This window comes from Streptomyces taklimakanensis (assembly GCF_009709575.1).
Lineage (GTDB): Bacteria > Actinomycetota > Actinomycetes > Streptomycetales > Streptomycetaceae > Streptomyces > Streptomyces taklimakanensis.
The window spans coordinates 3761005-3786764 of sequence record NZ_WIXO01000001.1 but is presented as its reverse complement, the minus strand read 5'-3'; the positions used below and the strand labels follow the sequence as shown (position 1 = coordinate 3786764).

The following is a 25760-nucleotide window of genomic DNA, read 5'->3' as shown; positions in this document are numbered from 1 at the left end:
GTGACCAGACATCTCCCGAAGCCCACGACGAGGAGCCGCAGCCCGTGTCCGAGCAGCAGAGCCCAGCCGCCCCCGCCGAGGACCAGGATCTCCACACCACCGCGGGCAGGATCGCGGATCTGCGGCGGCGCATCGACGAGGCCACGCACGCCGGCTCGGCCCGCGCGGTGGAGAAGCAGCACGCCAAGGGCAAGCTGACCGCCCGCGAGCGGATCGAGCTGCTGCTGGACGAGGGGTCGTTCACCGAGCTGGACGAGTTCGCCCGGCACCGCTCCACCAACTTCGGCCTGGACGCCAACCGTCCCTACGGCGACGGCGTCGTCACCGGCTACGGCACGGTGGACGGACGGCCGGTGGCCGTCTTCTCCCAGGACTTCACGATCTTCGGCGGCGCGCTGGGCGAGGTCTTCGGCCAGAAGATCGCCAAGGTGATGGACTTCGCGCTGAAGACCGGCTGCCCGGTCATCGGCATCAACGACTCCGGCGGCGCCCGCATCCAGGAGGGCGTGGCCTCGCTGGGCGCGTACGGCGAGATCTTCCGCCGCAACACCCACGCCTCCGGGGTGATCCCGCAGATCTCGCTGGTGGTGGGTCCGTGCGCGGGCGGCGCGGTCTACTCCCCGGCGATCACCGACTTCACGGTGATGGTCGACCAGACCTCGCACATGTTCATCACCGGCCCGGACGTCATCAAGACCGTCACCGGCGAGGACGTCGGCTTCGAGGAGCTGGGCGGCGCCCGCACCCACAACTCCACCTCCGGCGTCGCGCACCACATGGCCTCCGACGAGAAGGACGCCATCGAGTACGTCAAGGCCCTGCTGTCCTACCTGCCCTCCAACAACCTCTCCGAGCCGCCCGCCTTCCCCGAGGAGGCGGACCTGGAGGTCTCCGACGACGACCGCGAGCTGGACGCGCTGATCCCGGACTCGGCCAACCAGCCGTACGACATGCACGACGTGATCGAACACGTGCTGGACGACGGCGAGTTCCTGGAGACCCAGCCGCTGTTCGCGCCGAACATCCTCACCGGCTTCGGACGGGTGGAGGGCCGGCCGGTCGGCGTCGTCGCCAACCAGCCGATGCAGTTCGCCGGTTGCCTGGACATCGACGCCTCCGAGAAGGCCGCCCGCTTCGTGCGCACCTGCGACGCCTTCAACGTCCCGGTGCTGACCTTCGTGGACGTGCCCGGCTTCCTGCCCGGCACCGACCAGGAGTACGGCGGCATCATCCGGCGCGGCGCCAAGCTGATCTACGCCTACGCCGAGGCCACGGTGCCGCTGATCACCGTCATCACCCGCAAGGCGTTCGGCGGCGCGTACGACGTGATGGGCTCCAAGCACCTGGGCGCCGACCTCAACTTCGCCTGGCCCACCGCCCAGATCGCGGTGATGGGCGCCCAGGGCGCGGTCAACATCCTGCACCGCAGGACACTGGCGGCGGCGAAGACGGACGAGGAGCGCGAGGAGCTGCGGGCCAAGCTCACCGCCGAGTACGAGGACGCCCTCCTCAACCCCTACGTCGCGGCCGAGCGCGGCTACGTGGACGCGGTGGTCGTGCCGTCCGAGACCCGCCGTCACATCGTGCGGGGCCTGCGGTCGCTGCGCACCAAGCGCGAGTCGCTGCCGCCGAAGAAGCACGGCAACATCCCGCTCTGATCCGGCCCCGCCCCTCCCGTCCCCGCTCTCCGAGGAGACCGTGACAGTGATCAAGGTCGTACGCGGCAATCCGACCCCCGAGGAGCTGGCCGCCGCCCTGGCGGTGGTGCGGACCCGGGCCGCCGCCCTGGCGGCGGCCCCGGGGGAGTCCGCCTCCGAGCCCGGCTCGGAGTGGTCCGATCCGGCGCGCACCGTGCCCGGCCACCGGCTGCCGCACCCGGGGCCGCGGGCCTGGCGGACGACGTACTGGCCCGGCTGAGGGCACCGACCACACGCGCCGCGGGTGCGCCTGAGTACGCGTACTCAGGCGCACCCGCCGTCCTTGGCGCAGGATCGGGGCATGCTCTGGTCCGATCCGGCCGACGAACCCCCCGAGGAGCTGCGTACCGCCCAGGTGATGCTCCGCCGCGCCGGCTGGTTGCTCGCCGCCGCGATGGTCGCGGTCTTCCTGCTGCTGTGAGGCACGGCCGGCCGCGCCTCCGCGGGGCGCCGCTCTCCCTAGGATGGGGCGCATGGTCCACGACACCACCGCCTCCGTTCCCTCCTCCGCGCCCTCGACCGGCCGCCGGCTCGTCCTCGCCTCCCAGTCCCCCGCCCGGCTCGGGGTGTTGAGGCAGGCCGGGCTGGCTCCCGAGGTGATCGTCAGCGGGGTGGACGAGGACGCGCTCGACGCCCCCACCCCGGGCGAGCTGGCCCTGGTACTGGCCGAGGCGAAGGCCACCGCCGTGGCGGAGCGGCTGGGGGCCGCCGCGCCGCGGGCGGCGGACGGGACGGCGGGTGCGCTGGTCGTCGGCTGTGACTCGGTGCTGGAGCTGGACGGGCGGGCGCTGGGCAAGCCCGCCGACGCCGAGGAGGCCACCGCCCGGTGGAAGGCGATGCGCGGACGCTCGGGCGTCCTGCGCACCGGGCACTGCGTGATCGACACCGCCGCCGACCGCCGGGTGTCCGCGACCGCGTCCACCACCGTCCGGTTCGGCGAGCCGAGCGACGCGGAGATCGCCGCCTACGTGGCCACCGGCGAACCGCTGCACGTGGCGGGCGCCTTCACCCTGGACGGCCGGTCCGCGCCGTTCGTCGAGGGCATCGAGGGCGACCACGGCAACGTCATCGGCATCTCGATGCCGCTGCTGCGCCGGTTGTTGGCCGAGCTGGGCGTGGGCATCACGGAGCTGTGGGTGTGAGCGGCGGCCCGTGACACCGGCCCGACGGCCTCGGACGCGGGCACACTCCGGCCGTCGCCAGGACCACCGGTCCTCCGTGGGACGGCCCGCCGTCCCCGCGTCGTCCGTTCCGCCGACGGTGCGGCGGCGCCCACGGTACTAACGGGTACGGGGTGGCGGCAGCCCCCGCGCACCGGCAAAGAATTTCCCTACCGTTCGTAGGAATCCCACAAGGAACACCGGATTCCCGGTCGAGTCCCGAACAGTAACCTTGGCCACACCGAAGATCTCCAACCAGAGGCGAGAAGGCGGCGTACCGTGTACCCACAAGGGATGCGGGCCCCGCGGGACCTTTGAGGTCACGTTCCGTGTGGGCAACCTCACCCCTCAGGGCGACTCGGCGTGCGGTGTCGCCAGTACCTAAACTCGCTCCGCCCACTTGTTGCGGCCCAGCGCCAAGGAGGAAGCCATCGTGCGCAAGGTGCTCATCGCCAATCGCGGTGAAATCGCTGTCCGCGTCGCCCGTGCATGCCGGGACGCCGGAATCGCGAGCGTGGCCGTCTACGCCGACCCCGACCGGGACGCCCTGCACGTCCGGGTCGCCGACGAGGCCTTCGCCCTGGGCGGCGACACCCCCACCGCCAGCTACCTGGACATCACCAAGGTCCTCAAGGCCGCCACCGACTCCGGCGCCGACGCCGTCCACCCCGGCTACGGCTTCCTCTCCGAGAACGCCGACTTCGCCCAGGCCGTCCTCGACGCCGGACTGATCTGGATCGGCCCACCCCCCCAGGCCATCCGCGACCTGGGCGACAAGGTCGCCGCCCGCCACATCGCCCAACGCGCCGGCGCCCCCCTGGTCGCCGGCACCCCCGACCCCGTCTCCGGCGCCGACGAAGTCCTCGCCTTCGCCGAGGAACACGGCCTGCCCATCGCCATCAAGGCCGCCTTCGGCGGCGGCGGCCGCGGCCTGAAAGTCGCCCGCACCCTGGAAGAAGTCCCCGAACTGTACGACTCCGCCGTACGCGAGGCGACGGCCGCCTTCGGCCGCGGCGAATGCTTCGTCGAACGCTACCTGGACCGCCCCCGCCACGTGGAGACCCAGTGCCTGGCCGACCAACACGGCAACGTGGTGGTCGTCTCCACCCGCGACTGCTCCCTGCAGCGCCGCCACCAGAAACTGGTCGAAGAAGCCCCCGCCCCGTTCCTGACCGCCGAACAGAACGCCGAGCTGTACCGCGCCTCCAAGGCCATCCTCAAAGAAGCCGGCTACGTCGGCGCCGGCACCTGCGAATTCCTGATCGGCACCGACGGCACCATCTCCTTCCTGGAGGTCAACACCCGCCTCCAGGTCGAACACCCGGTCACCGAGGAAGTCACCGGCATCGACCTGGTCCGCGAGATGTTCCGCATCGCCGACGGCGAGGAACTGGGCTACGACGACCCGCCCCCGCGCGGCCACTCCTTCGAGTTCCGCATCAACGGCGAGGACCCCGGCCGCGGCTTCCTGCCCGCCCCGGGCACCGTGACGACATTCGACCCCCCCACCGGCCCCGGCGTCCGCCTGGACACCGGAGTGGAATCCGGCTCGGTGATCGGCCCGGCCTGGGACTCCCTGCTGGCCAAACTGATCGTCACCGGCGCCACCCGCCAACAGGCCCTGCAACGCGCCGCCCGCGCCCTGGCCGAGTTCACCGTCGAGGGCATGGCCACCGCCCTCCCCTTCCACCGCGCCGTCGTGACCGACCCCGCCTTCGCCCCCGAGGTCAACGGCCACCCCGACGCCCCCTTCACCGTCCACACCCGCTGGATCGAAACCGAATTCGTCAACACCCTGCCCCCCTTCACCACCCCCGGCACCGGCACCGAGGACGACGAACCCGGCCGCGAGACGGTGGTCGTCGAGGTCGGCGGCAAACGCCTGGAGGTCTCCCTGCCCGCCTCGCTGGGCATGACCCTGGCCCGCACCGCCGCGGCCGGCGGCGCCCGCCCCAAACGACGCGCGGCCAAGAAGTCTGGACCGGCCGCCTCCGGCGACACCCTGACCTCCCCGATGCAGGGCACCATCGTCAAGATCGCCGTCGAGGAAGGCCAACAGGTCACCGAGGGCGACCTGATCGTCGTACTGGAAGCGATGAAGATGGAACAACCCATCAACGCCCACCGCTCCGGCACCGTCAAGGACCTGAACGCCACCGTCGGCACCGGCATCAGCGCCGGCGCCGCCATCTGCGACATCAAGGACTGACCCCCAAACGCACGGCCCCCGAGCGAGGGGGCGGGACGGCTCGACCGTCCCGCCCCCTCGCTCTTCGGTCCGCCGGTGAGGAGCCGTCAGTCAGTGGCGGCGCGGGGCCAGATCGGCCACCCGGCCCATCGGGGGGCCCTCGCCGGTGACGACCGGCAGGGCCGTGCGGAGCTGCGCACCACCGGCACCGCCGCCCTGGATCCCCTGGGAGCCCTGCGGATGCCGGCCGCGCTGGCCCGGCAGGGGAACGTCGCGGCGCGGCTGCCGTCCCGCGCCGGGCACCGTGCTCTCGTCCTCCACGCCGCCCGGCCCGGCGGAGCCGCCGACCGTGCCGAGCGGACCGGTGCGCACCGCTCCCGTGGTGGGGCCCGTGCTCGCGATCTCGATCCGGACGCCCTGGTCCGCCAGCGCCTGGAGCTCCGCCGCCGCCCGCTCCTCGTGGGGTGGGGGTTCGTCGGTCACCAGGCGGGTGATGACCTCCGGCGGGACCGTCTGGAACATCGTGTCGATGCCCAGCTTGGTGTGGTCGGCCAGGACGACGACCTCGGCCGCGGCCTGGACCAGGGCCCGGTCCACGCTCGCCGAGAGCATGTTGGAGGTGGACAGGCCGCGCTCGGCCGTCAGCCCGCTGCCGGAGAGGAAGGCACGCGAGACCCGCAGCCCCTGGAGGGACTGCTCGGCCCCGCTGCCGACCAGCGCGTAGTTGGAGCCGCGCAGCGTACCGCCGGTCATCACCACTTCGACGCGGTTGGCGTGGGCCAGGGCCTGCGCCACCAGCAGGGAGTTGGTGACCACGGTCAGGCCGGGAACGCGCGCCAGCCGGCGGGCCAGCTCCTGGGTGGTCGTACCGGCGCCGACGACGACGGCCTCGCCCTCCTCGACGAGCCCGGCGGCCAGATCGGCGATGGCCGTCTTCTCCGCCGTCGCCAGGTGCGCCTTCTGTGGGAGACCGGACTCGCGCGTGAAGCCGCCGGGCAGCACGGCGCCGCCGTGGCGACGGTCGAGCAGTCCCTCGGCCTCCAGCGCCCGGACGTCGCGGCGCACGGTCACTTCGGAGGTCTGGACGACGCGTGCGAGTTCACGGAGCGACACGGCTCCGTTGGCACGCACCATTTCGAGGATCAGTTGACGACGTTCTGCAGCGAACACGAAACCGACAGTAACGCGATCGACCGTCTGCTTTCAGCTGTTTCCGCTGAATAACGGAAATTGTTCGTGGACGGGTTTCCGCCGTGGTATACGCGTGATCCGGCGCCACACAGGCTGCGCCGGGCGCACGACGGCCGCGCGTGGCCGTCGTGCGGCCCCGCGCCAACTCCGCTCCACCGAGCAGACGTTGGCCTCCCCGCCGACCCGCCGGGCCCCGTGCGGCCGGAGGGGTCAGCTCCCCTCGGCGGTCTTCCGGGTGTGCAACTGCCGGGCCACCTCGGCCAGCGACCCCGACAGCGAGGGGTACACGGTGAACGTGTTCGCGATCTGCTCGACCGTCAGGTTGTTGTCCACCGCCACCGAGATCGGGTGGATCAGCTCGCTGGCGCGCGGCGCCACGACCACGCCGCCGACCACGATCCCCGTGCCCGGACGGCAGAAAAGCTTCACGAAGCCGTCCCGGATGCCCTGCATCTTCGCCCGGGGATTGCGCAGCAGCGGCAGCTTGACGGCGCGGGCGTCGATCCGTCCGGCGTCCACGTCGGCCTGCGAGTAGCCGACGGTGGCGATCTCCGGGTCGGTGAAGACGTTCGCCGAGACCGTCTTGAGGTCCAGCGGCGCCACCGTCTCGCCCAGGAAGTGGTACATCGCGATCCGGCCCTGCATGGCCGCGACCGAGGCGAGCGCGAAGACACCCGTGCAGTCGCCGGCCGCGTAGACGCCGGGGGCGGTGGTGCGGGAGACCCGGTCGGTGCGGATGTGGCCGGACTCCTTCAGCGTGACCCCGGCCTCCTCCAGACCGATCCCGGAGGTGTTGGGCACGGCGCCGACCGCCATCAGACAGTGGCTTCCGGTGACGACCCGACCGTCCGAGAGCGTGACCTCCACCCGGTCCCCGACGCGCTTGACCGACGCGGCCCGGGAGCGGGACATCACGTTCATGCCGCGGCGGCGGAAGACGTCCTCCAGGACGACCGCCGCGTCCGGGTCCTCGCCCGGCAGCACGCGGTCGCGCGAGGAGACCAGCGTCACGCGGGAGCCCAGCGCCTGGTAGGCGCCGGCGAACTCGGCGCCGGTGACACCGGAGCCGACCACGATCAGTTCCTCGGGCTGCTCCTCCAGGTCGTAGACCTGGGTCCAGTTCAGGATGCGCTCGCCGTCCGGCCTGGCGTCGGGCAGTTCCCGCGGCCGTCCGCCGGTGGCGACGAGGACGGCGTCGGCGGCCAGCCGCTCCTCGCTCCCGTCCGCCGTCTCCACGACGACCTGCCGGGAGCCGTCGGGCGCGTGGTGCGGCTCCAGCCGGCCGCGCCCGCGCAGCACACGGGCGCCGGCGCGGGTGACGGCGGCGGTGATGTCGTGCGACTGGGCCAGGGCCAGGCGCTTCACACGCCGGTTGACCTTCCCCAGATCCACCCCGACCACACGGGCGGGGCGGTCGGGGTCGGGGGTGCCGTCCTCGACGATGATGCCCAGCTCCTCGTAGGAGGAGTCGAAGTTCGTCATCACCTCGGCCGTGGCGATGAGGGTCTTGGACGGGACGCAGTCGGTCAGCACCGACGCCCCGCCCAGGCCGTCCCGGTCGACGACGGTCACTTCCGCTCCGAGCTGGGCGGCCACCAGAGCCGCCTCGTAGCCGCCGGGTCCACCACCGATGATCACGATCCGAGTCACGTACCCCAGTTTCTCACGCGCCCCCGTCACGCCCGTCACCACCCGTCCGTGCCCGCGCGCCTCCCGTCCCGCCCCTCGCCCCGTGACCCCCGGCCCGCCGTCCCCCTCCGGGCGTGCCGCTACCCTCGCCGTATGTCGCTCTACGCCGCGTACGCCGGAAACCTCGACGCCCGGCTGATGTCCCGCAGGGCCCCGCACTCCCCGCTGCGCGGCACCGGGTGGCTCAGCGGTTGGCGGCTCGCCTTCGGCGGCGAGCACATGGGTTGGGAGGGCTCCCTGGCGACCGTCGTCGAGGCGCCGGGCTCGACGGTCTTCGTGGCGCTGTACGACGTCGCGCCCATGGACGAGGACTCCATGGACCGCTGGGAGGGCGTCGGCATGGGCGTCTACCGCCGCACCAGGGTGCGCGCGCACACCCTGGACGGTGACGAGGCCGCGTGGTGCTACGTGCTCAACGGCTACGAGGGCGGTCTGCCCTCGGCTCGCTACCTGGGCGAGATCGCCGACGCCGCGGAGTCCGCCGGGGCGCCCCACGACTACGTCCTGGAGCTGCGCGAGCGTCCCTGCTGAGGGGCGCCGAGGAGGCGCGCGCCGGCGGGTTCGCGCCACTTCCCGGACATCCATCTACGCGCGTAGGCATTTTCCGGTTACCCTCATCGCGTGAACGCATCTGCCACCACGGAATACTCCGCCGACCCGTACGCCGCCGCAGACGCCGCCGCGGCCCGGCTCCGCGAGCTGACCGGCGCGGAGAGCCACGACGTCGTCCTGGTCATGGGGTCGGGTTGGGTTCCGGCCGCCGACGCGCTCGGGGAACCGGACCACGACTTCCCGGTCACCGACCTCCCCGGCTTCCCGCCGCCGGCGGTGGAGGGCCACGCCGGGCGGGTCCGCTCCTACCGCGTCGGCGACAGGCGGGCACTGGTCTTCCTCGGCCGCACCCACTACTACGAGGGCCGCGGGGTCGCCTCCGTCGCCCACGGCGTTCGCTCGGCCGCGGCCGCCGGCTGCAAGACGGTCGTGCTGACCAACGGCTGCGGCGGCCTGCGCCCCGGTATGCGTCCGGGGCAGCCGGTCCTGATCCGCGACCACATCAACCTCACCGGCACCTCGCCGATCGTGGGCGCCAACTTCGTGGACCTGACCGACCTGTACTCGCCGCGGCTGCGCGCGCTGTGCCAGGAGGTGGACCCCTCCCTGGAGGAGGGCGTCTACGTCCAGTTCCCCGGCCCGCACTACGAGACGCCGGCCGAGATCGGCATGGTCCGGGCGATCGGCGGGGACCTGGTGGGCATGTCCACCGTCCTGGAGGCCATCGCCGCCCGTGAGGCGGGCGCCGAGGTGCTGGGCATCTCCCTGGTCACCAACCTGGCCGCGGGCATGACGGGCGAACCGCTGAACCACGAGGAGGTCCTCCAGGCCGGCCGTGACTCGGCCGCCCGGATGGGCGGTCTGCTGGCCCGGGTCCTCGAACGCGTCTGAGCGGACCGGCGCCGGCACCGGCCTCCCGTGCTCCCGCCGGACCGCCGTGGGTCCACACGGCGTACGCGGGGCGCGCGCCGGGCTGTCCGCGGACCTCCCGGGTAGGTGTGGGGCCGGAACGGAACGCGCCCCGCGCCAAGGGCGGGGCGCCGAGAGCGAGACGGGGCGGCACGGCACGCCGCCCGTGAGCGACACGCGAGAGGCGGAGAGAGAGCGTGGCAACCGTGCAGCACGAGGACCCGACCGCGCGGGCGAAGGCCTGGCTGGCCGAGGACCCGGACCCACAGACCCGCGAGGAGCTGTCCCGGCTGATCGAGGCGGGGGACACGGCCGAACTGGCCGACCGCTTCTCCGGCACCCTCCGGTTCGGCACCGCCGGGCTGCGCGGGGAGTTGGGCGCCGGTCCGATGCGGATGAACCGCGCGGTCGTCATCCGGGCGGCCGCCGGGCTCGCGGCGTACCTCCGCAGGCACGGGCACGACGGTGGCCTGGTCGTCATCGGGTACGACGCCCGTCACCGGAGCGAGGACTTCGCGCGCGACACCGCCGCCGTGATGGTGGGCGCCGGGCTCCGGGCCGCCCTGCTGCCCCGCCCCCTGCCCACCCCGGTGCTGGCCTTCGCCGTCCGGCACCTGGGCGCCGTCGCGGGCGTCACCGTCACCGCGAGCCACAATCCGCCGCGCGACAACGGGTACAAGGTCTACCTCGGCGGCGGTTCCCAGATCGTGCCGCCCGCCGACGCCGAGATCGCCGACGAGATCGACTCGGTCGGCTCGCTCGCGGACGTCCCGCGCGCCGACTCCGGTTGGGAGACGCTCGGCGAGGAGGTCGTCGACGCCTACCTGGAGCGGGCCGTGTCCGTCCTCACTCCCGGTGGGCCCCGGAACGTGAGGGTGGTCCACACCTCGCTGCACGGCGTGGGCGGCGCCACGCTCGCCGCCGCCTTCGAACGCGCCGGCTTCCCCGCCCCGGTCCCGGTCGTCGAGCAGGCCGAGCCCGACCCCGACTTCCCCACCGTCGCCTTCCCCAATCCCGAGGAGCCGGGGGCGATGGACCTGGCGTTCGCCACGGCCCGCGAACACCGGTCCAACGGCGTGGCGGACGTGGATCTCGTCATCGCCAACGACCCCGACGCCGACCGCTGCGCGGTGGCCGTGCCCGATCCCGAGTCGGAGGCGGGGTGGCGCATGCTGCGCGGTGACGAGGTGGGGGCGTTGTTGGCGACCCACCTGGTGCACAAGCGGGCGCGGGGCACCTTCGCCACCACGATCGTCTCCTCGTCCCTGCTGTCGCGGATCGCCGCGGCGGCGGGACTGCCCCACACCGAGACGCTGACCGGCTTCAAGTGGCTGGCCCGGGTGGACGGCCTGCGCTACGCCTACGAGGAGGCGCTGGGCTACTGCGTCGACCCCGAGGGCGTCCGCGACAAGGACGGCATCACGGCCGCGCTGCTCGTCGCCGAACTGGCCGCCGAGCTGAAGGAGAGCGACCGCTCCCTGACCGAGCTGCTCGACGACATCGCCGTGGAGTACGGGCTGCACGCCACCGACCAGCTCTCGGTGCGGGTGGACGACCTTTCGGTGATCGCCGACGCGATGCGCCGGCTGCGCGAGGCGCCGCCCGCGAAGCTGGCCGGTCTGACCGTGCTCTCGGCCGAGGACCTCTCCCTCGGCGTCGAGGGCCTCCCGCCCACCGACGGCCTGCGCTACCGGTTGGCCGGCGACCCCCGGCAACGGGTCTCACGGGCCCGGGTCGTCGTCCGCCCCAGCGGCACGGAGCCGAAGCTGAAGTGCTACCTGGAGGTGGTCGTCCCGGTCGCGGACGCCTCCGAACCGGCCACGGCCCGCGCCACGGCCCGGGCGGTGTTGGAGTCCCTCAAGGCGGACCTGGCCGCGGCTGCGGGGATCTGAGGGGGAGTCCGAGGGGGAGTCCGAGGGATCCGAGGCACCCCACCCGCGCGGCACGGCGGCCGGCCCCAAGGTCCCGTGCCGCGCCCGGCCGCGGCCGGGCGCCGAGGGGGCGGCCGGGGCGCCGGCGTCAGCCCAGGACGATCAGGAGCAGCAGGGCCGCCGCCCCCACCACCGTCGGAGCGATGATCTCGTAGGCCCACCGGACGTTCGGGGAGCCCTGCGCGGCGTCGTCGGAGGAGTGCCGCTCGGCGAGTCCCCGGATCTCCTCCACCGCCTGGTCGGCCCGCGCCCGGTGGTCACCGCCGGGCGCCGGGGGCGACATCGCTCCGGGACGGGACGGGACGAGCGGGGGCCGGCCGCCCCCGCTCTGCCGCAGCGCCTTCTTGCGCTGGCGCAGCGAGACGGGGATCGCCCACATCTGGTACTTGCGGCCGGCCGCGAAGACCTCGGTGGAGTATCCGGCCCGCACGTCGTCGACGGCGCCCCAGGGCAGCGTGATCGTGCGGAACGGGTTGCGCACCCGCAGCCGCTCCCGGCCCGCGTACACGGCGGGCCGCAGCGAGAAGGCGACGACCAGCGGGGCCAGGCACAGCAGCGCGGCCAGCGAGACCCAGCGGACGCGGCCCTCGCCGTTGACGGCCCCCTCGCCGCACAGCAGTACCACGAGCGCCAGCAGCAGGGCGCCTCCCACCAGCGCCGATCCGGATCGGTAGACGTGGTCGGCGTAACCGGGCTGCTCACTCATGGCCCCGATTCTGCCCGATCCCCCGGTGGGCGCGGTCGAGCGACGAGGTCCGATACAGAACCGGAATCCGGCATACCGGCGGGAGTGAGGGGGGTGACAGGTCGCTACGCGCGTAGATATGCTCGTCTGGTGACCATGTCTGCCATGTCTCCCGCGCCCTCCGCCGCGCCGCCCCCCGCGCTGGCGGACGCCACCGCCTCCGATGCCGCGCTCCGCCGTTTCCTGCACGGCCTCCCCGGGGTCGACGCGGTCGGCCTCGAAGCCCGCGCCGCGATGCTCGGCACCCGCTCGATCAAGACCACGGCGAAGGCGTACGCCATCGACCTCGCCATCTCCATGATCGACCTGACGACCCTGGAGGGCGCCGACACCCCCGGCAAGGTCCGGGCGCTGTGCGCCAAGGGCGTCAACCCCGACCCCACCGACCGCACCGTCCCGAAGGTCGCCGCGATCTGCGTCTACCCGGACATGGTGGCCACCGCCAAGGAGGCCCTGGCCACCGGCGGCGGGCAGGACGTCAAGGTCGCCTCCGTCGCCACCGCCTTCCCCTCCGGCCGCGCCGCGCTGGACGTGAAGCTGGCGGACACCCGCGACGCGGTGGCGGCCGGCGCCGACGAGATCGACATGGTGATCGACCGGGGCGCCTTCCTCTCCGGCCGCTACCTGCGGGTCTTCGAGGAGATCAGGGCCGTGAAGGAGGCGTGCGCCCGTACCGACGGCGAGGACGCGCACCTGAAGGTCATCTTCGAGAACGGCGAGCTGTCCACGTACGACAACATCCGCCGCGCCTCCTGGCTGGCGATGCTCGCCGGCGCCGACGTCATCAAGACCTCCACCGGAAAGGTCGCGGTCAACGCCACCCCCGCCAACACCCTGGTGATGCTGGAGGCCGTGCGCGACTTCCGCGCCACCACGGGCCGGCAGGTCGGGGTCAAGCCCGCCGGCGGCATCCGCACCACCAAGGACGCGGTCCGGTACCTGGTGATGGTGAACGAGACCCTCGGCGACGACTGGCTGCACCCCGACTGGTTCCGCTTCGGCGCCTCCAGTCTCCTGAACGACCTGCTGATGCAGCGCCAGAAGCTGACCACCGGGCGCTACTCCGGCCCCGACTACGTGACGGTGGACTGATCGAGATGAGCCCCATGTTCGAGTACGCGCCCGCGCCCGAGTCCCGCGCCGTGGTGGACATCGCCCCCTCCTACGGCCTCTTCGTCGACGGAGAGTTCCGCGAGGCCGCCGACGGCAGGGTCCTCAAGACGGTCTCGCCGGCCACCGAGGAGGTGCTCTCCGAGGTCGCCCACGCCGGCGCCGAGGACGTGGACGCCGCCGTGGCCGCCGCCCGCCGCGCCTTCGGCCCCTGGTCGGCGCTGCCCGGCGCCGAGCGCGCCAAGTACCTGTTCCGGATCGCCCGGATCATCCAGGAGCGCTCGCGCGAGCTGGCCGTCCTGGAGACCCTGGACAACGGCAAGCCGATCCGCGAGACCCGCGACGCCGATCTGCCGCAGGTCGCCGCGCACTTCTTCTACCACGCGGGCTGGGCCGACAAGCTCTCCCACGCCGGCTTCGGCCCCGACCCGCGTCCGCTGGGCGTGGCCGGCCAGATCATCCCGTGGAACTTCCCGCTGCTGATGCTGGCCTGGAAGGTCGCCCCGGCACTGGCCTGCGGCAACACCGTCGTCCTCAAGCCCGCGGAGACGACCCCGCTGTCGGCGCTGTTCTTCGCGGACGTCTGCCGCCAGGCCGGGCTGCCCAGGGGGGTGGTCAACATCCTCACCGGCGACGGCTCCACCGGCGCCGCGCTGGTGGCGCACGAGGGGATCGACAAGGTCGCCTTCACCGGCTCCACGGCCGTCGGCAAGCAGATCGCCCGCACGGTCGCGGGGAGCGCCAAGAAGCTCACGCTGGAGCTGGGCGGCAAGGGCGCCAACATCGTCTTCGACGACGCGCCGATCGACCAGGCCGTCGAGGGCATCGTGAACGCCATCTACTTCAACCAGGGCCAGGTCTGCTGCGCGGGCTCCCGCCTGCTGGTCCAGGAGTCGATCCGGGACGAGCTGCTGGACGCCCTCAAGCGCCGCCTGGCCACCCTGCGGGTCGGCGACCCGCTGGACAAGAACACCGACGTCGGCGCGATCAACTCGGCCGAGCAGCTCGCCCGCATCACCGAACTCGCCGACAGCGGCGAGGCCGAGGGCGCCGAGCGCTGGTCCCCGGCGTGCGACCTGCCCGAGCGCGGTTGGTGGTTCCCGCCGACGGTCTTCACGAACGTCACCCAGGCCCACCGGATCGCCCGTGAGGAGATCTTCGGCCCCGTGCTGTCGGTGCTGACCTTCCGCACCCCGGACGAGGCGGTGGCCAAGGCCAACAACTCGCAGTACGGCCTGTCCGCGGGCGTGTGGACGGAGAAGGGATCGCGCATCCTGGCGATGGCGAACCGGCTCCGGGCCGGTGTGGTGTGGGCCAACACGTTCAACAAGTTCGACCCGACCTCGCCGTTCGGCGGCTACAAGGAGTCGGGCTTCGGCCGCGAGGGCGGCCGTCACGGTCTGGAGGCGTACCTCGATGTCTGACAGCTCCGGCAGCGCCGCGCACCCGCGGCTGAGCGTCCTGAAGACCTACAAGCTGTTCGTCGGGGGGAAGTTCCCCCGGTCCGAGAGCGGACGGGTGTACGAAGTGACCGACACGCGCGGCAACCGGCTGGCCAACGCACCGCTGGCCTCCCGCAAGGACGCCCGGGACGCGGTCGTCGCCGCCCGCAAGGCGTTCGGCGGCTGGTCGGGTGCGACGGCCTACAACCGCGGCCAGATCCTCTACCGGGTCGCCGAGATGTTGGAGGGCCGCCGCGAGCAGTTCACCGCCGAGGTCGCCGCCGCCGAGGGGCTGTCGAAGGCGAAGGCCGCCGCCCGGGTGGACGCCGCCGTGGACCGCTGGGTGTGGTACGCGGGCTGGTCCGACAAGATCGCCCAGGTCGCGGGCGGGGCCAACCCCGTCGCCGGCCCGTACTTCAACCTCTCCACCCCCGAACCGACCGGTGTGGTCGCCGTCGTGGCCCCGCGGGAGTCCTCCCTGTTGGGCCTGGTCTCGGTGCTCGCCCCGGTGATCGTCACCGGCAACACGGCGGTGGTCGTCGCGAGCGAGCGGGCCCCCCTGCCCGCCCTCTCCCTGGCCGAGGTGCTGGCCACCTCCGACCTGCCCGGCGGCGTGGTCAACGTCCTCTCCGGGCGGACGGCCGAGATCGCCGCACCGCTCGCCGCCCACCAGGACGTCAACGCGATCGACCTGACGGGCGCCGACGCCGACCTCGCCAAGGAGCTGGAGACGGCCGCCGCGGAGAACCTCAAGCGGGTGCTCCGCCCGGAGGGCGACGCCACGGCCGCCGACTGGTCCGCCGATCCCGGTACCAAGCGGATGCTGGCGTTCCTGGAGACCAAGACCGTCTGGCACCCCATCGGCGTCTGACGGCACGCGTGCGGTGCACGGGTGGCTTCCGCCGCCCGTGCACCGCACGGCGGACGCCACCCCGGCTCAGCCCGGCAGCAGCCCCAGCACCGGCCCCGCCACCGGCAGTTCGCGGGGCGAGGCGCCGCGGGAGATCGGCCCCGTCACCGCCTCGGTGCTCACGGGGTGGAAGTCGGCGATCCGGGTGCTCGCCGAGTTGGCCAGCGGATCCACCCCCGTGCCCGCCAGTGGATGCAACCGGTGGTCCTTCGCCGGACGCAGCGCCCCGGTCGTCGCGTGCTCCATCGCCCCCAGCGCCTCGGCCGCGCCCCTCGCGCTCGTCCCCAGCGACTCCGGCGAGACCAACGCGGTGAGGCTCGACGCCTGGAGCAGCGGCTCGGGCTCCGCCGCGGCGGCCGCCGTCGCCCCTCCCGTCACCGTGGCTCCGACGGCGGAGAACGTCAGGCCGACCCGCAGCAGGGCGCGCGGGGCGCCGTTCCTCCTCGTGCGGGCCTGCTTCTCTCGTGCGTGCCGGCGGCGTTGAGCCGTCATGGGACACCTACCCCAGTGAACTCGTCGTGCGTGATCGTACGGTGACGCAGCGTATACGAGCCGGGCGTTCCGCGCACACGTGTACCGGGGCGCCCGTGGATGACCGAGAATGGTCTTCCGTGACCTCTCCCGACCCCACCCGCGTGATCCTCCTGACCGGTCCCTCCGGATCGGGGAAGTCCTCGCTCGCCGCCCGCACCGGGCTGCCCGTGCTGCGCCTGGACGACTTCTACAAGGAGGCCGGGGACCCGTCCCTCCCCCTGTTCCCCGGCAGCGACCTGGTGGACTGGGACGACCCGGCCTCCTGGGACGCCGAGGCCGCCGTCGCCACGATCGCCGCCCTGTGCGAGCACGGCCGCGCCACCGTGCCGGTGTACGACATCTCCACCAGCGCACGCGTCGGCGAGGAGGAGCTGACGCTGGGCGGCGCGCGGCTGTTCGTCGCCGAGGGCGTCTTCGCCGCCGACATCGTCGGACAGTGCCGGGAGGCGGGGGTGCTGGCCGACGCGCTGTGCCTGCGCGGCCGTCCCTCCACCACGTTCCGGCGCCGGCTGGTCCGCGACGTGCGCGAGGGCCGCAAGCCGCTGCCCGTCCTGGTGCGTCGCGGCTGGACGTTGATGCGCGACGAGGGCGCGATCGTGGCCCGGCACGTCTCCCTGGGAGCCCACGCCTGCGGCCGCGACGAGGCCCTGGCCCGGATAGCGGCCCTCCGCGTGCCGTCGGCCGCGCACGTGTGAACGAGCGGGTCCGGTCGGACCCCCGGCCGACCGGACCCGCTCGCCCTCCCCCGTGTTCCCCCGTTCCTCCCCCTCTGTTCCCCCCTGTTCCCCCTCGGTCCCCCCCGTCCCCGGGGCCGGCCGCCCGTCAGGCGACCAGTTCCCCGAAGCTCTCCTCCAGGTCGCGGCCGAAGCTGAGCGACTCGTCGTCGCGCAACCGGCGCAGGGAGCGCCAGATGCTGCTCTTGACCGTGCCGACGCTGATGTTCAGGATGTCCGCGATCTCCGGGTCGGTGCGGCCCTCGTAGTAGCGCAGGACCAGCATGGTGCGCTGGAGCTCCGGCAGCCGGGCCAGCGCCTGCCACAGGACCGCGCGCAGTTCGGTGCCGCGCATCGCGTCGCTCTCGCCCGCCGACTCCGGCAGCTCCTCGGTCGGGTACTCGTTGAGCTTGCGGCGGCGCCAGGCGCTGATGTGCAGATTGGTCATGGTGCGGCGGAGGTACCCCCCGACGGCCGCCTTGTCGCTGATCCGGTCCCAGGCCCGGTAGGTGGAGAACAGCGCGCTCTGGAGCAGGTCCTCGGCCTCGTGGCGGTCGCCGGTGAGGTGGTACGCGGTGGCGTACAGGGAGGCGCGGCGCTCTCGCACGTAGGCGGTGAACTCCGCCTCCGAGACCCCCCGGCGCCGCTCCCCCGCGACCTCCCCGCACGGTTCCTCCCCCGCCGGACCGCTCCCCCCGACCGGCTCCTCCACGGCCGCGATGTGCCTCGGCCGCTGCCGCCCGGCGCCACGGGCGCACCCCCGCTGCGCGGAGGACACCCCCGGTCCCGCGACGCCGGACTTCTGCGCGCCCCGGTCGGGAACCGCGGGGGCGTGCAGACGCGTCTGGATAACTGCGCTGGTGATGGTGCGGTGCAGTGTGGTCATCTCGCGCCCCCCTCTGGAGCCGGCCCGTGCGCTTGCTTGTGCCGAATACATTGCCGGGGCAGTTTCATGACGGGGTTCCCCGACTGTCACAGGGGTGTCACAGGGCCCCGGTGCGGGACGACCGGCGTCGTGGGCGTCCCGCGCACGCCGGCAGGTCGAAGCCCGGCCGCGGGATGCGCCAGAATGGCGCCCGTGCCTTTCCTGTTGCTGATCGAGGACGACGAGGCCGTCCGTACCGCCCTGGAGATGGGTCTGACCCGGCAGGGTCACCGTGTGGTGACCGCCGCCTCGGGTGAGGACGGTCTCAGGATGCTGCGCGAACAACGGCCGGACCTGATCGTGCTGGACGTCATGTTGCCCGGCATCGACGGCTTCGAGGTGTGCCGCCGCATCCGGCGCACGGACCAGCTGCCGATCATCCTGCTGACCGCGCGCAGCGACGACATCGACGTCGTGGTCGGCCTGGAGTCGGGCGCGGACGACTACGTCGTCAAACCGGTGCAGGGCAGGGTGCTGGACGCCCGCATCCGCGCGGTGATGCGGCGCGGCGAACGGGAGGCGAGCGACTCGGCGACGTTCGGGGCACTGGTGGTCGACCGTTCGGCGATGACGGTGACCAAGAACGGTCGGGACCTCCAACTGACCCCGACCGAGCTGCGGTTGCTGTTGGAGCTGAGCCGCCGCCCCGGTCAGGCGCTGTCGCGTCAGCAACTGCTGCGGCTGGTGTGGGAACACGACTACCTGGGCGACTCCCGTCTGGTCGACGCGTGCGTGCAGCGGCTGCGCGCGAAGGTCGAGGACGTCCCCTCCTCCCCCACGCTGATCCGCACGGTACGCGGGGTCGGCTACCGGCTGGACCCGCCCACGTGAGACGGAGGGCAGACGACGCCGGCAGGCGTCCCGCGCCGATACCCGCGGTGGGCACGGTCCCCGCGCGCGACGGCGTCCACGGGGAGGCACGGTGGGCACGGTGACGAACGACGCGCGCGCGGCGCGCGGAACGGCCGGGGCACGGGAGGAGTCCGGGTCCGACGGGCGGGGCGCCCCCTCGAAGGAGGCGACCGGCAGGATCACCGGCTCGCTGCGGCTGTCGAGCCTGCGGCTGCGGCTGGTGGTGGTGTTCGCGGTGGTCGCGTTGGTCTCCGCGGTGGCCGTCTCCGGCATCGCGTACTGGATCAACCGCGACGCCGTCCTCACCCGGGCGCAGAACGCCGCGCTCAACGACTTCCGCGAGTCGTTGGGCGAGAACGCGGGCGCGTTGCCGCGCGCGCCCGCCTGCGACGCGGTGCGGGGCGCGGCCGACACCATGGCCGACAGCACCCAGCGCTACGAGGTGGTGCTGACCGTCGAGGAGCGCGACGGCTCGGTGTGCGCCGCCACCTCCGCCCCGGAGTTCGCCCTGGGCGACGTCCCCGAGGCGCTGCGCGCCGCGGTGGCGAGGAAGCGTCCGCTGGAGGGGGCGAACAAGGCCGAATACCACATGTACTGGCAGCGGATCACGTTGCGGGGCGAGCCGTACCTGGTGGGCGGCGCGAAGGTGATCGGAGGGGGTCCGACGGGCTACATGTTCAAGTCGCTGGCGCCCGAGCGCGACGACCTCAACTCCCTGGCCTGGTCGTTGGCGATCGCCACCGCGCTGGCGCTGATCGGCGCGGCCCTGCTGGCGCAGGCCGCCGCCACGACGGTGCTGCGGCCCGTGCAGCGGTTGGGGGACGCGGCGCGGCGGCTGGGCGAGGGGAAGTTGGACACCCGGCTGCGGGTGTCGGGCAGCGACGAGTTGGCCGAGCTGTCCAGGACGTTCAACGACGCCGCCGCGGCGCTGGAGAAGCGGGTCGCCGAGTTGAGCGCCCGGGAGGAGTCCAGCCGCCGCTTCGTGGCGGACATGTCGCACGAGCTGCGCACCCCGATGACCGCGATCACCGCGGTGACGGAGGTGTTGGAGGAGGAGGTCGACTCGCTCGACCCGATGATCGCGCCCGCGGTCGAGCTGGTCGTCAGCGAGACCCGACGGCTGAACGACCTGGTGGAGAATCTGATGGAGGTCACCCGCTTCGACGCGGGGACGGCCCGGCTGGTGCTGGACGACGTCGACGTGGCGGACCAGGTGACGGCCTGCATCGACGCCCGCGCCTGGCTGGACGCGGTGGAGCTGGACGCCGACCGCGGCATCGTGGCGCGGTTGGACCCCCGGCGGCTGGACGTGATCCTGGCCAATCTCATCGGCAACGCGCTCAAGCACGGCGGCTCCCCGGTCCGGGTGTCGGTGCGCACCCACGAGTCCGCGTCGGGAGGGGACGAACTGGTGGTGCGCGTGGCGGACAACGGTCCGGGCATCCCCGAGGAGGTGCTGCCGCACGTCTTCGACCGCTTCTACAAGGCGAGCGCCTCCCGGCCCCGCTCGGAGGGCAGCGGGCTCGGATTGTCGATCGCGCAGGAGAACGCCCACGTCCACGGGGGCGAGATCACCGCGGAGAACGCGCCCGGGGGCGGCGCGGTGTTCACCCTGCGGCTGCCCCGCGACGCCGCCCGCCTCGCGTCGGACCCGAACCGCGACGCGGACGGCGGGAGCGGCGTGGACGGCGAGATCGACGAGAACGACGAGAACGGCGGCGACACGGAGGCCGGAAGCGGCCGTACCGCCCGAAACGGCACGACGGACGACGAGGAGGGGGCACGGTGACCACCACGCGCGACACCTCCCGCGCCCGCCGCGCAGCCGCGGTCGGCGCCCTGGTGGCGTTCGCCCTCGGCGGGTGCGGCATACGGTCCACGCCCGTGCCGGTGGACGCGGGCGGGGCACCGTCCCGGGTGCCCTGCTCGGCGCCCGGCGCCGAGGGGGAACCGCGCCCCGGTGACGGGACCGTGCGGATGGAGGTCCACCTGGTCTGCGGCGGCGCGGTGGCCCCCGTGGAGCGCTCCGTCCCCGTGGACGGCACCGGGACGGACCGGGAGACGCGGCTGGCCACGGCCCGCGAACTCCTGGACGAGCTCGGGAAGAACCCGTCACGGGCCGAGCGGGACGCGGGGTTCGGCACCTCCGTCCCCGGCGGGCTGGAGGTGACCGGCCCCGGTGCGGGCGATCCGGCGGAGACGCTGCGGTTGAGCCGGGACCCGGGCGGGCTGCCCCCCTTCGCCCTGGCCCAGATCGTGTGCACGTTCACGGGCACGGCCGCCGCCGGCCGGCAGGAGTCGGTGGTGCTCGGCGGCCCGGAGGAAGCCGGCGGCGAGCCGCTGGCCTACTCGTGCACCGCCGCGCTTCGCGGCAGCCCCGACGCGGCGAGGACGGCCGGCGTCCCGCTCCCGTAGGGGGCGCCGCACGGACGGGCGGACGGGCGGAACCGGGGCCGTCCCGAACGCGTCTCCGTCGCCGTGCAGCGTCATCACCGCGGCGGCTCGACCGTCCACCGCCTCCGTGCGGCGGGTCTCGTACTCCTCTGCTGCCATCTGCTGTTCGTCGGATGGCTGACGCTGCGTCCCCTTTCCGTGCCGTGGGTCGCGCCGGCGAACCTGCGTCCCTTCGCCTCCATCCACGCCGATCTGGCCGGCGGTCCGTGGACGGCCCTGGAGGGCATCGGCGGGGGGCTGGCGCTGTTGGCCCCGCTGGGGGTGCTGCTGCCGATGGCGGCGGGCCGGTTGACGTCACGGTTGGGCTCGTGGGCGCGTACGGTCTTCGCCGCGGCGATGATCTCGTTGGGGATCGAGTTGGTGCAGCCCGCCGTGCCGGGGCAGGTCGCGAACGTGGACGCGCTGCTGCTCAACACCACCGGGGTGGCCGTGGTGCACCTGGCGTGTTACCCGGTGCTGCGCTCCCGGCTGCGTGCCGCGGTGCGGCGGGAGGGCTCCCCGAGCCGGCCGCTCCGGCGTCCGCGGGACGGGGATCGGGGGACGACCCCGAGAACTCCCAGGGTCGGAACGACACCCTAGACGGACGCTTTGCCCGTATCGCTCTCCTACGGTGGATTTGAGCCCGTCGAACGGTGGGTAACCGGAGAGGACGCCCGGCGGCCCCGCCCCCGGGCCCGGTCCGTCCCGGGCCACCCGCACGGACCACCAGGAGCGAAGCAGAGCGAAGGAGCCTCACCATGGCCGCACTTGTCCGTCCCAGCGACAACCGGATGATCGGTGGCGTGTGCGCCGGTCTGGCCCGCCGTTTCGGCACCTCCGCGACCACGATGCGGGCGATCTTCCTGGTCTCCTGCGTACTGCCGGGCCCGCAGTTCCTGCTCTACCTGGCCCTGTGGGTCATGCTGCCGGACGAGCGGAAGGCCCAGCGCGCGGGTGGCTGGTGAGCCACCCGCGAGCGGGAGACACCGGCGCACGCCGAAACGGGCCGCGCATCGGATCGCATCCGGTGCGCGGCCCGTCGTGCCCCTGACGGAGGGAGGCGGCGGAAGGGGTGGGTGGCGCCGCGGCGGGAGGAGGTGGCGTCAGCCCACGAGGCCGCCGGTGGTCAGGGCACCGGTGACCGGACCGGTCGGCAGGTCGAGCGCCGGCTGCTTCCCGAGGGCGCCCAGCGGCAGACCGCCGAGCAGCTCCCGCACCGGATCCCTGGACTCGGCGCGCCCCTTGCCGCCCTGCTTCGCGTCGGGCTTGGCGGGCAGCGTCCTGGCCTGCTGCTCGGGGGAGGGGAGCGTCTCGGCGACCTCCTGGACGGGCAGGGCCTTCAGCAGGCCGCCGGCGGTCTCCCCGGCCCGCAGCGGCTCGGCCGCGCCCGCGGTACCGGCACCGGCGGCCGCGAAGGCGGCGCCGAGCACGGCGACTCCGATCGTCTTCTTCGTTCGCTGCTTCATCAGCTGGCACGTCCTCGTGTGGATGGCTTGGGCGGCCTCGCGAACGTAGCCAGGGCCCGGGTCGCCCGCAAACCTCCCGCGGGGGCGGCGCGCGCCGGCGCCCGGCCGCCCCCGACGGCTCCCCACCGCCCGTGCCGTCCGGTGGAGTCGCCGGTCGCCGCTGGTCACAGCCCCTTGCCGGCGGCCTCCCGGAAAAGCCACTCGGACTTCAGTTCGGCGTAGCCGGGCTTGATCACGTCGTTGATCATGGCCAGACGTTCATCGAAAGGGATGAACGCGGACTTCATCGCGTTGACGGTGAACCACTGCATGTCGTCGAGCGTGTAGCCGAACGTCTCCACCAGGTGCTCGAACTCCCGGCTCATGCTGGTGCCGCTCATCAACCGGTTGTCGGTGTTGACCGTGGCGCGGAAGCGCAACCTGCGCAGCAGCCCGATGGGGTGCTCGGCGTACGAGGCGGTCGCGCCGGTCTGGATGTTGGAGGTGGGGCACAGCTCCAGCGGAATCCGCTTGTCCCGCACGTACGCGGCGAGCCGGCCCAGCGTCACCGTGCCGTCGTCGGCGACGTGGATGTCGTCGATGATGCGCACCCCGTGGCCGAGCCGGTCGGCACCGCACCACTGCAGGGCCTGCCAGATGGACGGCAGGCCGAACGCCTCGCCGGCGTGGATGGTGAAGTGGTTGTTCTCCCGCTTGAGGTACTCGAAGGCGTCCAGGTGCCGGGTGGGCGGGTGGCCCGCCTCGGCGCCGGCGATGTCGAAGCCGACGACGCCCGCGTCCCGGTACCGGTTGGCGAGTTCGGCGATCTCCAGCGAGCGCGCGGCGTGCCGCATGGCGGTGAGCAGGACGCCGACGCGGATGCGCCGGCCGGCCTCGCGGGCGCGGCGCTCACCCTCGCGGAACCCCTCGTTGACGGCCTCCACGACCTCCTCCAGGGTCAGCCCCGCCTCCAGGTGCTGCTCGGGGGCGTACCGCACCTCGGCGTAGACCACACCGTCGGCCGCCAGGTCCTCCGCGCACTCGGCGGCGACCCGCGCCAGCGCCTCGCGGGTCTGCATCACGGCACAGGTGTGGGCGAAGGTCTCCAGGTAGCGCTCCAGGGAGCCGGAGTCGGCCGCCTCGCGGAACCAGGCGCCCAGCGCCGCGGGGTCGGTCTCGGGCAGACCGTCGTAGCCGCACGCGCGGGCGAGTTCGGCGACGGTGGACGGACGGAGGCCGCCGTCGAGGTGGTCGTGGAGGAGCACCTTGGGCGCGCGGCGGATCTGGTCCGCGGTGGGGACGGTGGTGACAGTCTCGCTCGTCATTGCCGCACTCTAGCGCCTACGCGCGTAGATATCATCCCGCCCCCTCCGCCCCCCACGGTCCCGCGCGCCCTTCGATACGCAATGGTGACCGTGGGGCACCGCCCGTACACCCCGTCTTCTGTCATCGTTCTGCCATGGCTCAGCAGGCGTTGCCGCGCCGGGACGCGCGGCTGGGGCGGGCGTTCGGTGGGGATCGTGCGGTGCAGGGGGTGGTGCTGCTGCTCCCAGGGGGACAGCCGGTGAGCACACGCCGCCGCTCCTCCCGGGCCGTGGCGGCGGCGCTGCCGCTGGCCCGGCGGCTGGCGCGGGCGGACACCCTCCCCGCGGGACGCCCCGCGGGGGGACCGGGGGCGGCACGGCGGGAGGAGTCGCTGGTCGCGCACGTCGTCCACTACCGCTGCCGGGGGTGGAACGGCACCGAGGCCCACCCGGTGCGGGACGCGGAGTGGGCGCTGGAGGAGGTCCGGCGGCGCTACGGCGACGTACCGGTGTGCCTGGCCGGCTGGGACATGGGCGCCCGGGCCGCGTTGCGGGCCGCGGGTCACCCGTCCGTCGTCTCCGTGCTGGCGTTGGCGCCCTGGCTCCCCGAGACCGCCGAGGACGGCGGGCCCGAGCCGGTGCGCCAGTTGGCGGGACGGCGGGTGCTGCTGGTCCACGGCACGGACGACGAGCACACCGCTCCCGACCTGTCGTACCGCCTGGCCGCGCGGGCCAAGAAGATCAATCCGGACGTCTGCCGCTTCGAGGTCCACACCGACGGACACGCGCTGCGCCAGCACCGCTTCGAGGTGCTGGCCCTGGCCGAGGACTTCGTCACCGCCACCCTGTGCGACCGGGACTTCTCCCGCCCGGTGGCCGACGCGTTGGCGGCCCCGCCACCGCTGGGCCTGCGGATGCCCCTGGCGGCGGGCTTCGGACGCTCGCTGCGCCCCTGAGCGGCGCTCCTAGGCCAGCAGTCGTCCGCGCCGGCCCAGCAGGAACGCCCGGAACGCCGCCACCGGCGGGGTCTCCGGGCGGCCCTCCACCCAGGCCACCCCGATCTCCCGCACCGCGCGCGGCTGGGTGACCGCCAACTCCCGCACCCCCGGCCGCGGCACCGCCGGGGGCGGCAACAGCGCCACCCCGAGCCCCGCGGCGACCAGACCGCGCAGGGTCTCGGCCTCCTCGCCCTCGAAGGCGATGCGGGGCCGGAAGCCCGCCTCGGCGCAGAGCGTGTCGAAGATGCGGCGCATCCCGTAGCCCGGCTCCAGGGTGATGAACGCCTCCTCGGCCGCCTCCACCAGCCGCACCCGGCGGCGGTGGGCCAGTGGGTGTTCCTCGGGGACGACCAGCCGCAGCCGCTGCTCGTCCAGCCGGCGCGCGGCCAGATCGGGGGCGTCGGGGACGGGCGAGGTCAGACAGAGGTCGAGGTCGCCGGCGCGCAGCCGCTCGATCATCGCCTCGCCGTACGTCTGCACCAACGAGAACCGCACCCGGGGATGGTCGGCGCGGAAGGACCGGATCAGTCCGGGGACGGTCTCCGACCCCAGGGTGTGCAGGAACCCGAAGGCGACCTTCCCCGCGGCCGGGTCGGCGTCGGCCCGCACCTCCTCGGCCGCCTGCTCCACGGCGGCCAGCGCCCGTTCGGCCGAGGCCAGGAACGTGCGTCCGGCCGGCGTGAGCGACACCGTCCGGCCCCGCCGGGCGAACAGGGCGACGCCCAGGTCGTCCTCCAGCCGGACCATCGCCCGGCTGAGCGTGGACTGTGGGACGCCCAACTCCCGCGCGGCGCGCGTGACGTGCTCGTGGCGGGCGACGGCCACGAACTGCGCCAGCCGGGGCGTGAGCGCGGCCGCCCAGGACCCGGGGTCGACATCGGCGGCCACAAGGGATGTGTCGGATGTAACCGAGTTGTCTTTTCTGTTGCCGGACGGTGACACGGTCCCCTCCCACCTGCGTTCATGCATCAGTGGATGAGAAATCTGCACTTTGTGCATTGGACGCATCAGATGGTTGATCGTACGTTCGAG

General features: G+C 73.4%; 26 protein-coding genes. 18 read left to right on the top strand and 8 right to left on the bottom strand.

Features of this window, described 5'->3' with window-relative positions:
• The first annotated feature begins 44 nt into the window (after nt 1-44).
• The 5 genes from F0L17_RS16850 (at nt 45) to F0L17_RS16835 (ending at nt 5066) form a co-directional block, all read left to right on the top strand.
• Nucleotides 45-1658, top strand: a complete 1614-nt coding sequence (locus F0L17_RS16850; protein ID WP_162466301.1) for a carboxyl transferase domain-containing protein — start codon at nt 45-47, stop codon at nt 1656-1658.
• A gap of 46 nt (nt 1659-1704) precedes the next feature.
• Nucleotides 1705-1917 carry an acyl-CoA carboxylase epsilon subunit gene (locus F0L17_RS16845; protein ID WP_162466842.1) on the top strand — a complete coding sequence of 71 codons (213 nt, stop codon included), beginning with the start codon at nt 1705-1707 and terminating at the stop codon, nt 1915-1917.
• Nucleotides 1918-1998: 81 nt separating this feature from the next.
• On the top strand, nt 1999-2118 hold the full coding sequence (mmpB, locus tag F0L17_RS28535) for a morphogenic membrane protein MmpB (protein WP_420802424.1): 120 nt from the start codon (nt 1999-2001) through the stop codon (nt 2116-2118).
• Nucleotides 2119-2170: 52 nt separating this feature from the next.
• Complete coding sequence (locus tag F0L17_RS16840; protein WP_155071723.1) at nt 2171-2839, top strand: Maf family protein; 669 nt, start codon at nt 2171-2173, stop codon at nt 2837-2839.
• A 451-nt stretch (nt 2840-3290) separates the two neighbouring features.
• Nucleotides 3291-5066, top strand: a complete 1776-nt coding sequence (locus F0L17_RS16835; protein ID WP_162466300.1) for an ATP-binding protein — start codon at nt 3291-3293, stop codon at nt 5064-5066.
• Between the two features lie 90 nt (nt 5067-5156).
• On the opposite strand, the gene F0L17_RS16830 is transcribed toward F0L17_RS16835, so the two are convergent.
• Nucleotides 5157-6179, bottom strand: coding sequence for a DeoR/GlpR family DNA-binding transcription regulator (locus F0L17_RS16830; protein ID WP_238420645.1), 1023 nt, complete (start codon nt 6177-6179; stop codon nt 5157-5159).
• A gap of 267 nt (nt 6180-6446) precedes the next feature.
• Nucleotides 6447-7895, bottom strand: a complete 1449-nt coding sequence (locus F0L17_RS16825) for an NAD(P)H-quinone dehydrogenase (protein WP_155073744.1) — start codon at nt 7893-7895, stop codon at nt 6447-6449.
• Between the two features lie 123 nt (nt 7896-8018).
• On the opposite strand from F0L17_RS16825, the gene F0L17_RS16820 reads away from it, so the two are divergent.
• The 3 genes from F0L17_RS16820 (at nt 8019) to F0L17_RS16810 (ending at nt 11278) form a co-directional block, all read left to right on the top strand.
• Entirely contained in the window at nt 8019-8456 is a 438-nt protein-coding gene (locus F0L17_RS16820) for a gamma-glutamylcyclotransferase family protein (protein WP_155071722.1), read from the top strand.
• A gap of 90 nt (nt 8457-8546) precedes the next feature.
• Nucleotides 8547-9368 carry a purine-nucleoside phosphorylase gene (locus F0L17_RS16815; RefSeq protein ID WP_162466298.1) on the top strand — a complete coding sequence of 274 codons (822 nt, stop codon included), beginning with the start codon at nt 8547-8549 and terminating at the stop codon, nt 9366-9368.
• A 215-nt stretch (nt 9369-9583) separates the two neighbouring features.
• Entirely contained in the window at nt 9584-11278 is a 1695-nt protein-coding gene (locus F0L17_RS16810; protein WP_162466297.1) for a phosphohexomutase domain-containing protein, read from the top strand.
• Nucleotides 11279-11405: 127 nt separating this feature from the next.
• Here the strand turns inward: F0L17_RS16810 and F0L17_RS16805 are convergent, their stop codons facing one another.
• A complete protein-coding gene (locus tag F0L17_RS16805) occupies nt 11406-12023 on the bottom strand; it encodes a PH domain-containing protein (protein ID WP_155071720.1) in 618 nt (205 codons plus the stop codon).
• A gap of 135 nt (nt 12024-12158) precedes the next feature.
• Here F0L17_RS16805 and deoC point away from each other — a divergent pair, with 135 nt between their 5' ends.
• The 3 genes from deoC to F0L17_RS16790 are packed head-to-tail and all read left to right on the top strand — an operon-like array spanning nt 12159 to nt 15485.
• Nucleotides 12159-13154: a deoxyribose-phosphate aldolase gene (deoC, locus tag F0L17_RS16800; protein WP_155073741.1), complete on the top strand. Its 996-nt coding sequence runs from the start codon at nt 12159-12161 to the stop codon at nt 13152-13154.
• 5 nt (nt 13155-13159) lie between these two features.
• Entirely contained in the window at nt 13160-14596 is a 1437-nt protein-coding gene (locus F0L17_RS16795; RefSeq protein ID WP_155071719.1) for an aldehyde dehydrogenase family protein, read from the top strand.
• Nucleotides 14589-15485 (top strand): aldehyde dehydrogenase family protein, encoded by an 897-nt coding sequence (locus F0L17_RS16790; protein ID WP_155071718.1) that lies wholly within the window; start codon nt 14589-14591, stop codon nt 15483-15485. The genes F0L17_RS16795 and F0L17_RS16790 overlap by 8 nt, the downstream gene beginning before the upstream one ends.
• Before the next feature lie 66 nt (nt 15486-15551).
• Here the strand turns inward: F0L17_RS16790 and F0L17_RS16785 are convergent, their stop codons facing one another.
• Nucleotides 15552-16016, bottom strand: coding sequence for a hypothetical protein (locus tag F0L17_RS16785; protein WP_155071717.1), 465 nt, complete (start codon nt 16014-16016; stop codon nt 15552-15554).
• Between the two features lie 119 nt (nt 16017-16135).
• On the opposite strand from F0L17_RS16785, the gene F0L17_RS16780 reads away from it, so the two are divergent.
• Nucleotides 16136-16753 (top strand): uridine kinase family protein, encoded by a 618-nt coding sequence (locus F0L17_RS16780; RefSeq protein WP_162466296.1) that lies wholly within the window; start codon nt 16136-16138, stop codon nt 16751-16753.
• A gap of 127 nt (nt 16754-16880) precedes the next feature.
• Here F0L17_RS16780 and F0L17_RS16775 read toward each other — a convergent pair whose 3' ends face one another.
• A complete protein-coding gene (locus F0L17_RS16775) occupies nt 16881-17657 on the bottom strand; it encodes a SigE family RNA polymerase sigma factor (protein ID WP_155071716.1) in 777 nt (258 codons plus the stop codon).
• 192 nt (nt 17658-17849) lie between these two features.
• On the opposite strand from F0L17_RS16775, the gene F0L17_RS16770 reads away from it, so the two are divergent.
• The 5 genes from F0L17_RS16770 to F0L17_RS16750 all read left to right on the top strand — a co-directional run bounded on the left by F0L17_RS16770 (nt 17850) and on the right by F0L17_RS16750 (nt 21946).
• Complete coding sequence (locus F0L17_RS16770; protein ID WP_338018113.1) at nt 17850-18527, top strand: response regulator; 678 nt, start codon at nt 17850-17852, stop codon at nt 18525-18527.
• Nucleotides 18528-18738: 211 nt separating this feature from the next.
• Nucleotides 18739-20337, top strand: coding sequence for a sensor histidine kinase (locus F0L17_RS16765; protein ID WP_155073739.1), 1599 nt, complete (start codon nt 18739-18741; stop codon nt 20335-20337).
• Entirely contained in the window at nt 20334-20963 is a 630-nt protein-coding gene (locus F0L17_RS16760; protein WP_338018112.1) for a hypothetical protein, read from the top strand. The genes F0L17_RS16765 and F0L17_RS16760 overlap by 4 nt, the downstream gene beginning before the upstream one ends.
• A 63-nt stretch (nt 20964-21026) precedes the next feature.
• Nucleotides 21027-21581: a VanZ family protein gene (locus F0L17_RS16755; protein WP_162466295.1), complete on the top strand. Its 555-nt coding sequence runs from the start codon at nt 21027-21029 to the stop codon at nt 21579-21581.
• Nucleotides 21582-21739: 158 nt separating this feature from the next.
• The gene (locus F0L17_RS16750) at nt 21740-21946 is read left to right on the top strand and encodes a PspC domain-containing protein (protein ID WP_155071714.1); all 207 of its coding nucleotides are present in this window, start codon (nt 21740-21742) and stop codon (nt 21944-21946) included.
• Nucleotides 21947-22084: 138 nt separating this feature from the next.
• Here F0L17_RS16750 and F0L17_RS27075 read toward each other — a convergent pair whose 3' ends face one another.
• Together F0L17_RS27075 and F0L17_RS16740 are read right to left on the bottom strand one after the other, a co-directional pair.
• On the bottom strand, nt 22085-22447 hold the full coding sequence (locus F0L17_RS27075) for an ATP-binding protein (RefSeq protein ID WP_202917886.1): 363 nt from the start codon (nt 22445-22447) through the stop codon (nt 22085-22087).
• A 164-nt stretch (nt 22448-22611) separates the two neighbouring features.
• The gene (locus tag F0L17_RS16740) at nt 22612-23751 is read right to left on the bottom strand and encodes an adenosine deaminase (protein WP_155071713.1); all 1140 of its coding nucleotides are present in this window, start codon (nt 23749-23751) and stop codon (nt 22612-22614) included.
• A 134-nt stretch (nt 23752-23885) separates the two neighbouring features.
• Between F0L17_RS16740 and F0L17_RS16735 the strand changes: the two genes are divergently transcribed.
• A complete protein-coding gene (locus F0L17_RS16735) occupies nt 23886-24686 on the top strand; it encodes an alpha/beta hydrolase (protein WP_155071712.1) in 801 nt (266 codons plus the stop codon).
• A gap of 9 nt (nt 24687-24695) precedes the next feature.
• Here F0L17_RS16735 and F0L17_RS16730 read toward each other — a convergent pair whose 3' ends face one another.
• Nucleotides 24696-25727, bottom strand: a complete 1032-nt coding sequence (locus F0L17_RS16730) for a LysR family transcriptional regulator (protein WP_202917885.1) — start codon at nt 25725-25727, stop codon at nt 24696-24698.
• Nucleotides 25728-25760 lie beyond the last annotated feature (33 nt).